General features: G+C 62.4%; 10 protein-coding genes. 4 read left to right on the top strand and 6 right to left on the bottom strand.

The window, feature by feature from the left end:
* Positions 1-739: 739 nt before the first annotated feature.
* Together ispH and AC1DKD_RS00935 are read right to left on the bottom strand one after the other, a co-directional pair.
* On the bottom strand, positions 740-1,702 hold the full coding sequence (gene ispH / locus AC1DKD_RS00940) for a 4-hydroxy-3-methylbut-2-enyl diphosphate reductase (RefSeq protein WP_477142833.1): 963 nt from the start codon (positions 1,700-1,702) through the stop codon (positions 740-742).
* A gap of 46 nt (positions 1,703-1,748) precedes the next feature.
* Entirely contained in the window at positions 1,749-2,240 is a 492-nt protein-coding gene (locus AC1DKD_RS00935; protein ID WP_441626384.1) for an FKBP-type peptidyl-prolyl cis-trans isomerase, read from the bottom strand.
* 90 nt (positions 2,241-2,330) lie between these two features.
* Between AC1DKD_RS00935 and radC the strand changes: the two genes are divergently transcribed.
* The 4 genes from radC to nadB all read left to right on the top strand — a co-directional run bounded on the left by radC (position 2,331) and on the right by nadB (position 5,406).
* Complete coding sequence (gene radC / locus AC1DKD_RS00930) at positions 2,331-3,005, top strand: RadC family protein (protein WP_441626382.1); 675 nt, start codon at positions 2,331-2,333, stop codon at positions 3,003-3,005.
* A 188-nt stretch (positions 3,006-3,193) separates the two neighbouring features.
* Positions 3,194-3,427 (top strand): 50S ribosomal protein L28, encoded by a 234-nt coding sequence (gene rpmB / locus AC1DKD_RS00925; protein ID WP_035867349.1) that lies wholly within the window; start codon positions 3,194-3,196, stop codon positions 3,425-3,427.
* A gap of 13 nt (positions 3,428-3,440) precedes the next feature.
* Positions 3,441-3,611 (top strand): 50S ribosomal protein L33, encoded by a 171-nt coding sequence (gene rpmG / locus AC1DKD_RS00920; RefSeq protein WP_006157508.1) that lies wholly within the window; start codon positions 3,441-3,443, stop codon positions 3,609-3,611.
* A gap of 196 nt (positions 3,612-3,807) precedes the next feature.
* Positions 3,808-5,406, top strand: coding sequence for an L-aspartate oxidase (nadB, locus tag AC1DKD_RS00915; RefSeq protein ID WP_477142832.1), 1,599 nt, complete (start codon positions 3,808-3,810; stop codon positions 5,404-5,406).
* Positions 5,407-5,502: 96 nt separating this feature from the next.
* Here the strand turns inward: nadB and nadC are convergent, their stop codons facing one another.
* From nadC to AC1DKD_RS00895, 4 genes are all read right to left on the bottom strand, one after another.
* Positions 5,503-6,390, bottom strand: a complete 888-nt coding sequence (gene nadC, locus AC1DKD_RS00910; RefSeq protein WP_441626378.1) for a carboxylating nicotinate-nucleotide diphosphorylase — start codon at positions 6,388-6,390, stop codon at positions 5,503-5,505.
* A complete protein-coding gene (gene nadA / locus AC1DKD_RS00905) occupies positions 6,387-7,538 on the bottom strand; it encodes a quinolinate synthase NadA (RefSeq protein WP_441626376.1) in 1,152 nt (383 codons plus the stop codon). Before nadA ends, nadC begins: the two co-directional genes overlap by 4 nt.
* Positions 7,539-7,687: 149 nt before the next feature.
* Positions 7,688-8,878 (bottom strand): DesA family fatty acid desaturase, encoded by a 1,191-nt coding sequence (locus tag AC1DKD_RS00900; RefSeq protein ID WP_441626374.1) that lies wholly within the window; start codon positions 8,876-8,878, stop codon positions 7,688-7,690.
* Between the two features lie 394 nt (positions 8,879-9,272).
* Positions 9,273-10,676, bottom strand: coding sequence for a mechanosensitive ion channel family protein (locus AC1DKD_RS00895; RefSeq protein WP_441626372.1), 1,404 nt, complete (start codon positions 10,674-10,676; stop codon positions 9,273-9,275).
* Positions 10,677-10,810 lie beyond the last annotated feature (134 nt).

The following is a 10,810-nucleotide window of genomic DNA, read 5'->3' as shown; positions in this document are numbered from 1 at the left end:
GGGTAAACCAACGCCCCCCGGACGTTTCCCCTGAACCGCCATAGTTTAGTTTCAATTTGAAACGCGCGAATTGTATTCCCTTTTTATACGGATGCAATATGCGACGCAACAACCTGAAGGATTAACCCACCAAATGAGCTAGGGAATTTCCCCAATGCACAAATTGGGGCAATTCCCGCCTACATGGAGGCTAGCCGTTGACACTAACAAGATTCGTGCCTACCGCAGGCCAGAGGCCGCATTTGCAGCGTTTGCATCACTCATTCAGGCGCCGTATTAAATAGGTGTTTCATTTAATATGGCCCACCTCATTCATATACAACGAGCGAGCACGCCGGCACCATAATAGGGAAATCCCCAATTACAGGGATTTCCCTTGGTTGTCTTTTAGTGCAGACAGGTACAAGGGCCGCGGCGGCAAGTATGCGCATTATCCAAGGAATACCGGGCTATATATCGATGCGATATATTGGTGCAACCGTGGCAATGGAGTGGTGCGAAGCAGGCCGCAACCAGTTGCACCAGCCTGGACTGGATTGCGACGGGCATGCCTGCGCGCGTGGACGGGCGTGGACGGGAAAGTGGGAAGCAAGACGAGCGCCAGCCGCAGCGGGCGCGCTGCGGCCCCGGCCAGGGGCCGGCACGGGGATGATGCACCAATCTGGAAAGGAGGGTCTGCGCCAGCCGGTGCCGGCAGCGCCATGAGACAGCCGCCGGCCGCTACGGAATCAGCAGCGAATCAGGCGGGAGTGACTTGCTGCAGGCCCCGCGGCAGGGGGAACGACATCTTCTCTTCGATGCCAYCCAGCGCACGCACGTTGCGCACTCCCAGCAGGTGCAGGCGCTCGACGATGGACTGCGCCAGCGCCTCCGGTGCGGACGCGCCGGCTGTCAGCCCGATGCGGCGCTTGCCCGCGACCCACTCCGCACGCAGCTGATCCGGCGAATCGATCATGTAGGCCGGCACACCGAGGCGTTCGGCGAGCTCGCGCAAGCGGTTGGAGTTCGAACTGTTGGGACTGCCCACCACGATCACCACCTCCACCTGCGGCGCCATGAACTTGACGGCATCCTGGCGGTTCTGGGTGGCGTAGCAGATGTCCTGCTTCTTGGGTTCGCGGATCAGCGGGAAGCGCGCCTTGAGCGCAGCGACGATCTCCAGCGTCTCGTCGACCGAGAGCGTGGTCTGGGTCACGAAGGCGAGCCGCCCGGGGTCGGCCACCTGCAGCTTCGCCACATCTTCGGCGGACTCGACCAGCAGCATGCCGCCTTCGGCCTGCCCCATGGTGCCCTCGACTTCGGGATGGCCCTTGTGGCCGATCATGATGATCTCGCAGCCCTCGGCGCGCATCTTGCCGACTTCCACATGCACCTTGGTCACCAGCGGACAGGTGGCATCGAAGACGTTGAGGCCGCGCACCGTGGCGTCGGCACGCACTTCCTTTGATACGCCATGCGCACTGAAGATCACTGTGGAGCCCGGGGGCACCTCCTCCAGTTCCTGCACGAAGACAGCGCCCTTGCGGCGCAGGTCTTCCACCACGTAGGCGTTGTGCACAATTTCGTGGCGCACATAGATAGGCGCGCCGTAGCGTTCAAGGGCGCGCTCGACGATCTCGATGGCACGATCCACACCGGCGCAGAAGCCGCGCGGCTGCGCCATCAGGATCTCGGCATCGGTGGCTGTGGTGAGCTCAGACATGCAAGGATTCGATTCAAGGATGCCGGCGGTTGCCGGCCGGTGGTGCTTAGAGAATGCCGATCAGCTGGACATCGAACAGGATGGTCTGCCCGGCCAGCGGGTGGTTGAAATCGAACAGCGCCGACGTCGCCCCGATCTCCTTGAGCACACCGGCGTACTTTCCGCCTCCCGGCGCGTTGAACTCCACCAGGTCGCCCGGGGCGTAGTCTTCTTCGAACGAGCTGTTCTCGCGCAGCGTCGCCAGCGAAACCCGTTGCAGCAGCTCAGGGTTGCGCGGACCGAAGGCATGCTCCGCCGCCAGCCGGTAAGTCATGCGCTCGCCCTCCGGCATGCCCAGCAGGGCCTGCTCCAGGGTGGGCGCGAACTGGCCTTGCCCCAGCAGCAACGTGGCGGGCTTCTCGTCAAAGGTACTGATGATCTCAGTGCCATTCTCGAGGGAGATGCTGTAGTGAAGGGTCAGGAAGGAATCCGCCTGCACGGTCTTCCGACCGTCCGCGGCGCCGTCCTTCGGACCGGAAGCAATAGTTTGCAAATTCATGAGTGCTCAACCTGTCGACAACCCGTATTGTAAGCGACTCGACCGAGCGCCGCCTTGTCCGCGGTGCCATTGTTCCGGGGGGATCTTGTCATGCGTATTACCGACTGGCCCAGCAACGAGCGGCCACGCGAGAAGCTTCTCTGTAGCGGCGCCGCAGCACTCTCGGATGCCGAGCTGCTCGCCGTATTCCTGCGCGTGGGCGTCGCCGGAAAAAGTGCAGTGGACCTGGCATGCGAGCTTCTTAACCATTTCGGCTCGCTGAGCAGCCTGCTTTCCGCCAGCGCCGGGCAACTGGCCAGCATCAAGGGCATCGGCAGCGCCAAGTACGCGCAACTGCAGGCGGCGCAGGAACTCACCCGGCGCACGCTGGCTGAGCAACTGCAGTTGCCGGGCGCGCTGAACTCACCCACGGCTGTGCGCAACTACCTGCGCCTGACGCTGGCGAGGCTTCCCCATGAAGTCTTTCACTGCCTCTTTCTCGACGCGCGCAACGGGCTCCTGGCCAGCGAAGAACTATTTCGCGGCACCCTGACCCAGACCAGCGTCTACCCGCGCGAGGTAGCGCGAAAGGCACTTTCACACAACGCCGCGGCTGTGATCGTCGCCCACAACCACCCGTCGGGCAACGCCACGCCCAGCCCGGCCGATCTAGCCATGACCCGCGCGCTGTGCCGCTCCCTCGCCTTGATCGACGTACAGGTACTCGACCATTTCGTCGTGGCGGGCAGCAGCATTCACTCCTTCTCCGAGCACGGCCAGTTGTGACGCGACATGTGACGCCAACCGCATGAATGCACACCCCTGCACGGTAAACGACGGAAGGCATTGATTCATCATCGCTTTCCGGTCTATAATGCTCGTTTGCTGAAGTCTCAACCGCTGCAGTCCGGGCCAGCGCGCCTTTTGTTGATCTGTTGCGAACATTGTCCACGTAGAAGAGTTAGGAGTGCTTCATGGCACGCGTCTGTCAAGTGACCGGGAAAGCGCCGATGGTCGGCAACAACGTTTCCCACGCAAACAACAAGACCAAGCGCCGTTTTCTGCCCAACCTGCAGAATCGTCGTTTCTTTGTTGAATCGGAAAACCGCTGGGTGAGCCTGCGCGTCTCGAACGCCGGCCTGCGCCTGATCGACAAGAAAGGCATCGACTCCGTGCTCGTAGATCTGCGCGCACGCGGCGAAGTCTAATTAGGAGCACATCATGGCCAGCAAAGGCGGACGCGATAAAATCAAGTTGGAGTCGACTGCAGGTACGGGTCACTTCTACACGACCACCAAGAACAAGCGCACGATGCCGGAAAAGATGGAGATCATGAAGTTCGATCCCGTCGCCCGCAAGCACGTGTCGTACAAGGAAACCAAGATCAAGTAATTGATCCTGTCTTCCACATGCCGATCGCGCGGCATGTTAGTAGAAACCCCGCTCAGGCGGGGTTTTTGCTTTTTACGCGGCGCAAAAGCCGCATCACTGGCGCGACTCCGCAGCACTGCCCACGCAAGCGCGCCGCCGGTGTACACTTTCCAGCTTTCCTGCCTCCCGACCGCGCCACGCGCGCGTCTCTCGCATCATGAACTTCGATGTCGCCATTGTCGGCAGCGGACTGGCCGGTCTGACGGTCGCGCTGCAACTGGCCGACACCCATCGGGTTGTCATCATCTGCAAACGCGCCATGACGACGGGCGCCAGCGACTGGGCACAGGGCGRCATCGCCGCGGTGCTGGACTCGGGCGACAGCCATGACGAGCACCATCAGGACACCCTGGTGGCAGGCGCGGGCCTGTGCGATGACAGCGCAACGCGTTATATCGTCGAGCACGGGCGCGAAGCCATCCAGTGGCTGATCGACCGCGGCGTGCCGTTCACGCGCGACGACCAGGCCGAACTGGGCTACCACCTGACGCGGGAAGGCGGACACAGTCGGCGGCGCATCATCCACGCCGCGGACGCGACCGGCCACGCCGTCGTGTCCACCCTCACCGAGCAGGCACGCCAGCACCCCAACATCACGATCATCGAAGACCACTTCGCGGTGGACCTGATCACCTCGCGCAAGCTCGGCTTGCCGGGCAACCGCTGCTATGGCCTTTACGTGCTGGATGACGCCAGCGGCGAAGTGCAGACCATCACCGCTACGCACACCGTGCTGGCCACGGGTGGCGCGGGCAAGGTCTACCTCTACACCACCAATCCCGACACGGCCACCGGCGACGGCATCGCCATGGCCTGGCGGGCGGGTTGCCGTGTATCGAACATGGAATTCATCCAGTTCCACCCGACCTGCCTGTACCACCCGTACGCCAAGTCCTTCCTGATTTCGGAGGCAGTGCGCGGCGAAGGTGGCCTGCTCAAGCTGCCCGATGGCACGCGCTTCATGCCCGAGCACGACGAGCGCGCCGAGTTGGCTCCGCGCGACGTGGTGGCGCGCGCGATCGACTTCGAAATGAAGAAGCGCGGGCTGGACTACGTGCACCTCGACATCAGCCACCAGCCCGAATCCTTCCTGCGCGAGCACTTCCCGACCATCCATGCACGTTGCCTGGAGCTGGGCATCGACATTGCGCGCGAACCGATCCCGGTGGTGCCGGCTGCGCACTACACCTGTGGCGGCGTGGTGACCGACACGGCGGGCCGCACCGACCTGGCCAATCTCTACGCCGTTGGCGAAACCGGTTGCACCGGATTGCACGGCGCCAACCGCCTAGCCTCCAACTCACTGCTCGAGTGCATGGTGATCGGGCGCGCGGCGGCACTCGACATTGCCGGCCAGGACAAGGCTGGTCAGCCGGACATCACCCTGCCCGGCTGGGATGAAAGCCGGGTGGCGGATGCCGACGAGGAAGTGGTTGTATCGCACAACTGGGACGAGCTGCGCCGCATGATGTGGAATTACGTCGGCATCGTGCGCACCAGCAAGCGGCTTGAGCGCGCGCAACACCGTATCAGCCTGCTGCGCGAGGAAATAGCCGAATACTATGCCAACTTCCGCGTGACGCGCGACCTGCTGGAATTGCGCAACCTGGTGGAAGTCGCCTCATTGATCGTCGATAGCGCCTATTCGCGCCACGAAAGCCGCGGTTTGCACTTTAGCCGCGACTATCCGGAGACCTTGCCAAAAGCGCTGCCGACCGTGATGCAGCCGTTGTTCAAGCGCGAGCGGGCGAAGTAGCGTTCCTCGCTTTCCATCACGCAAAGAAAAAGCGCGCCTCGCAGCGCGCTTTTTCTTTCCGGACAGCCAATTTACCGATGTGCTTCAAACGCCAGATTACTCGATGATGCGCAACGAATAGTCCGTGGCGCGCACATCCTTGGTCAGCGCACCCACCGAGATCCGGTCGACACCGGTCTCGGCAAAGGCGCGAATGGTATCCGCATTGACGCCACCCGAGACTTCCAGCAACGCGCGCCCAGCATTGATACGCACGGCATCGCACATCATCGCCTCGGTAAAATTGTCGATCAGGATCGATTTCGCATCGGCCGCCAACGCCTCCTCCAGCTCCGCCAGGCTTTCCACCTCCACCTGCACCGACACGCCCGCATCGAGTGCGGCTGCTGCCCGCATGGCCGCGGTAATGCTGCCTGCCGCGGCGATGTGGTTCTCCTTGATCAGGATGCCATCGTACAGCGCCAGACGCTGGTTATCACCGCCACCGACCTTGACCGCGTACTTCTGTGCCAGGCGCAGGCCCGGCAAGGTCTTGCGGGTATCCAGCACGCGCGCGCGCGTCCCCTCGACCAGATCGGCATAACGGCGCGTAGCGGTAGCCACGCCGGACAGCAACTGCAGGAAGTTCAGCGCTGGCCGCTCCGCGGTCAGCAGCGAGCGGGCCGGTCCCGTGATCTCGCACACCACCGAGTCCGGTGCCATGCGGGCGCCTTCGGCTTGCTGCCAGCGAACCTGCAGCGCGGGATCCACCGCGCGCATGCAGGCCTCGAACCACGGCTGACCGCATAGCACGGCTTGCTCGCGCACGATCACGCGAGCCCGTGCGGACTTGGCTGCGGGCACCAGCAAACCGGTCAGGTCGCCGCTGCCGACATCCTCGGCGATGGCCGCGCGTACATTGGCTTTCAGGGCCTCGGCCAGCGCCGCGCCGTAGCTGTCGAAAACTGGATTGACGTTTGCGTTCACGTTTGCATTACTGCTCATGCCGGACCGATTCCCTTGAACAAAGCCTGCTCGCTGGCCAAATCGGCCTTGGGCCGCACATTGGCCTTCTGCCGCGCGGCGAAATCGAGCATGCGGTCGATGCAGATCACAGCCTGGCGGCCGATGGCGGCATCGACATGAATTTCGTTATGGCCGCGCTCAAGCACCTCAGCCAGGTTGGTCAGTGCATTCATCGCCATCCACGGGCAGTGCGCGCAACTCTTGCAGGTCGCACTGTTCCCGGCGGTGGGCGCCTCGATGAAATGCTTGTCGGGTGCGGCCAGCCGCATCTTGTGCAGGATGCCGTTATCGGTCGCAACGATGAATTCGCGGGCATCCAGCTCCTGGACCGCCGCGATCAGCTGCGAGGTCGAGCCAACCACATCGGCCTGCTCCACCACATTGGCCGGCGACTCCGGATGCACGAGGATCTTGGCCTTGGGGAACTCGCGGCGCAGCAGATCCAGCTCGATACCCTTGAACTCGTCGTGCACCAGGCAGGAGCCCTGCCACAACAACATGTCCGCGCCGGTCTGCTTCTGGATATAGCCGCCCAGGTGCTTGTCCGGTGCCCACAGAATCTTCTCGCCGCGTGCGTGCAGGTGCTCGACGATCTTCAGGCCGATGCTGGAGGTCACCATCCAGTCCGCGCGTGCCTTCACGGCCGCGCTGGTATTGGCGTAGACCACCACCGTACGGTCGGGATGCGCATCGCAGAACGCGGCGAACTCGTCGGCCGGGCAACCCAGGTCGAGCGAGCACGTCGCGTCAAGGTCGGGCATCAGGATGGTCTTTTCCGGACTGAGGATCTTGGCGGTCTCGCCCATGAAGCGAACGCCAGCCACCACCAGCGTCTTGGCCGGGTGGTCGCGGCCGAAGCGCGCCATTTCCAGCGAATCCGACACGCAGCCGCCGGTTTCTTCCGCCAGGTCCTGCAGGTCCGAATCGACGTAATAGTGCGCTACCAGCACCGCATTGCGCTGCTTGAGCAAATCCTTGATGCGCGCCTTCAGCGCCGTGCGCTCCTGTGCCGACAGCACCGGGGGCACCTTGGCCCAGGCATGGGCGACGCAGCTGCCGCCATCAGGGGACTCCGTCGACAGGTTCGGTTTCTCGAACTCGACGGTCTTGATCGTTTGGGGGGTCATCTCCGATACTCCTCTGGGGCCGCGCGCCTGGATTTCGCAGCCAGCCCTTACATTGGGGGAGTTTAGCGAAAACAAAAGCCCCGCCAGGGGCGGGGCTTTCGGGCGAGCTAAATTGTATCAGGCCACGCCGGGTCAGGCATCAAGCCTCATCAGGCATAGCGGCGCAGGCGCAGCGAGAAATCGTGCAGCGCCTCGATGCCGCTGGCCTCGGCGCGATGGCACCAGGCCTGCAACTGCTGCAGCAGCTGTTCGCGCGTCAAGTTGGAGCGGCCCCAGATCGCGGCCAGTTCGCGGCGCATTTCCACAAAAGTATGCAGCGACTTGTTCTGCTCGACGATGCTGGCCAGTTGCTGGCGTTGCGGATCGGCCAGCTTGGTTTCCTCGCGGTGGAACCACTTGCGGGCGGGCTTGAAGCTGCTGTACTCGGCCACGCGGGCTTCCTTCAGCTTTTCCAGTTCCTGCTTGTAGGCGCTCTTGACCGCCTTGGCATAGCGGGCCATCACGTCATAGCGATTGGCGATGATGGCTTCCAGCGTGTTGTGGTCGACCGGGCGAGCCTCCACCAGGCGTGCCTTCGGCGGGGTCTTCTTGACCCTGGCCAGGCCAACGGCCTGCATGGCGCGGATATAGCCCCAGCCGATATCGAACTCGTACCACTTGATCGAGAACTTCGCCGACGTCGGGTAGGTGTGGTGGTTGTTATGCAGCTCTTCGCCGCCGATGATGATGCCCCACGGCGAAACATTGGTCGAAGCGTCCTCGCAATCGTAATTGCGATAACCCCACCAGTGGCCCAGGCCATTGATGATGCCGGCGGCGTGGATCGGGATCCACAACATCTGCACCGCCCACACGGTCATGCCGATCACGCCGAACAAGGCGAGGTCGATGATCAGCATCAGGCCAACGCCCTGCCAGCCGAAGCGCGAGTAGACATTGCGCTCGACCCAGTCGTCAGGCGTGCCGTGACCGAACTTGGTGATGGTTTCCTTGTTCTTGGACTCGGCGCGATACAGCTCCGCGCCTTCCAGCAGCACCTTGCGGATGCCGCGAGTCTGCGGGCTGTGGGGATCGTCTTCGGTCTCGCACTTGGCGTGGTGCTTGCGGTGGATGGCGGTCCACTCCTTGGTGACCATGCCGGTGGTCAGCCACAGCCAGCCACGGAAGAAATGCGAAACGATAGGGTGCAGGTCCAGCGACCGGTGCGCCATGCAGCGGTGCAGGTATATCGTGACGCCCGCGATGGTGATGTGAGTCACCACCAGCGTGTAGATCACGATTTCCCACCAGGACCAGTTGGCGAGGCCGTTGGCGGCCCAGTCAAGAATAGTGTCGAACAAACTGTTCTCCGTCGATTAAACAGGGGGATTCAGTGCGGCACGACATGGCGGGCCACAAACAATGTGCAGAAAAAGGACTGCAAATTCAATGATTGCGTCATATGGCGCCTGCCTGAAACCCCGGCAATCGCCGGAGCCCCCAGGCATGCGCGTCTGGCGCCTTGGGCAACTGCTGCCTGCCGGCGGGACTGGACACGAGCCGCTGCAATCTGGCGGCTGTCTGGTGGGGGCGGGAGGTCGATAAACTCACCCGGACAAAATCCGATTCCGGACGAACCCGCAACTACCTCGGATTCTACCGCACCCGGATCGAGCGGACATCCGCTTTTACCCCGATTTTGACGTTAAGCAACACGGATCGTTCCACAAGGTGGCTCCAGCGCCGCGCGAAAAGTCAGGATTTGCTGCCCGCGGTGCCATCCAGCGGCGCAAGTAGCGCCTCATGATCCACGTCATCAGTCTCACCCCGTCCACCGGCGTCCGCCCTGCCCAGCACCCGCACTTCCCGCTGTGGATACGGGATCGAGATGCCATGCTCCCGGAATTTCCTCCATATGGCCCGGTTCAGTGCCGATTGCACGCCGAGCTTCCCGTTCTGGGGATCGGCGATGTAGCCAGCAAGCTCGTATTCGATGCCATTGTCTCCGAACAGCACCAGAAAAGCCGACGGCGCCGGCTCAACCAATAAACGCGGGATGTCTTGGGCCGCCTCGACCAGCAAAGCCAGCACCTTTTCGGGATCGGCCGCGTAATCGGCCTGCACACGCGTTGCAACACGCACATTGGTATTGGAGAACGAGTGGTTCTGCACGGCCTGCGCGACCAGTTGCTCGTTGGGCACCAGGGTTTCGCCATCACCATTGCGGACCACCGTGTAGCGCGTGCGAATCTGCGAGACGATGCCGGTGTACTTGTCCACGGTGATCTGGTCGCCCAGCTTGACCGAGTGGTCAAGCAGGATGATGAAGCCCGAAATATAGTTGCTGGCGATTTTTTGCAAGCCCAGGCCCAGACCCACACCCAGCGCGCCCCCAAATACGGACAGCACCGTGAGATCGATGCCTACCAGCGACAAGCTCAGCAAGAGCGAGACCAGCAGCAGCAATGCCTTGGAAAGCCTGGTCAAAACCACTTTCAGGTTGCTGTCCAGGCCGCTCGAGCGCATCAGGCGCTCTTCCAGCCACGAACCAAACCACATGGCCACCAGCACGGTGAGCAAGATCCATACGGCTGCCACCAGGGTGTCGGCGAGGTTGATCTTCTGCTTTCCGCCCAGCGAAAAGCGTACGGATTCCATCCAGTTCACTACATCAGACAGCAATCCCAGCACATATAGCGCCATTGCCACCCAAACCAGCGTCGTCAGTACCTTCTCCACCAGCAGCAGCATGCCGTGCAGCTGGCCACTGCCGGAGAGCACGCGGCGCAGTATATAGAAGGCGAAATAGAGGAACGTGATGCCAAAGAGCGGCACCAGCGCCAGACGCAGCACGCTGGTCGACATGACCAGTTCCAGCCCGTAGCGCGCGCCCATCACCAGCAGCCAGCCAAACAGTGGGAACATGGCGCGTTCCAGGCTGGCTGCGGCAAAGCGCAGCGCGAAGCTGGATCCGGCGTAGCCGGCTTCGACTCGCTTGACGACCAGCCTTGCCAGCGGCCATGCCAACGCGAGGCAGGCGGCGAGTACCACCAGTTGCCAGATAAAACCGGGGCCGCCCGCATCGCGGATCAGGTCATTGAGCATCTTGCCAAATGCCGGATGCGAGGCGTTGAGTTCGTTCAAGGGATTGGGATTCATGCTCTGGAATAACTGGGCGGCGCGCGCCGGGCGACAATCGAACGGCCCCGGCAAACACCCGATAACGGACCGCAAGAGCACAATGAGCAAGGCAACGCACCGCAAGCAGCGGGCCGGACACTTGTGGCCGGTCC

Source organism: Cupriavidus sp. 05T313 (assembly GCF_056396665.1).
This window is presented reverse-complemented; position numbering and strand designations above follow the sequence as displayed.

Excerpts from the sequence above, each read along its gene's own strand:
- AC1DKD_RS00935 (WP_441626384.1), bottom strand. The coding sequence starts at position 2,240 with ATGAATTTGCAAACTATTGCTTCCGGTCCGAAGGACGGCGCCGCGGAC.
- radC (WP_441626382.1), top strand. The coding sequence starts at position 2,331 with ATGCGTATTACCGACTGGCCCAGCAACGAGCGGCCACGCGAGAAGCTT.
- rpmB (WP_035867349.1), top strand. The coding sequence starts at position 3,194 with ATGGCACGCGTCTGTCAAGTGACCGGGAAAGCGCCGATGGTCGGCAAC.
- rpmG (WP_006157508.1), top strand. The coding sequence starts at position 3,441 with ATGGCCAGCAAAGGCGGACGCGATAAAATCAAGTTGGAGTCGACTGCA.
- nadC (WP_441626378.1), bottom strand. The coding sequence starts at position 6,390 with ATGAGCAGTAATGCAAACGTGAACGCAAACGTCAATCCAGTTTTCGAC.
- nadA (WP_441626376.1), bottom strand. The coding sequence starts at position 7,538 with ATGACCCCCCAAACGATCAAGACCGTCGAGTTCGAGAAACCGAACCTG.
- AC1DKD_RS00895 (WP_441626372.1), bottom strand. The coding sequence starts at position 10,676 with ATGAATCCCAATCCCTTGAACGAACTCAACGCCTCGCATCCGGCATTT.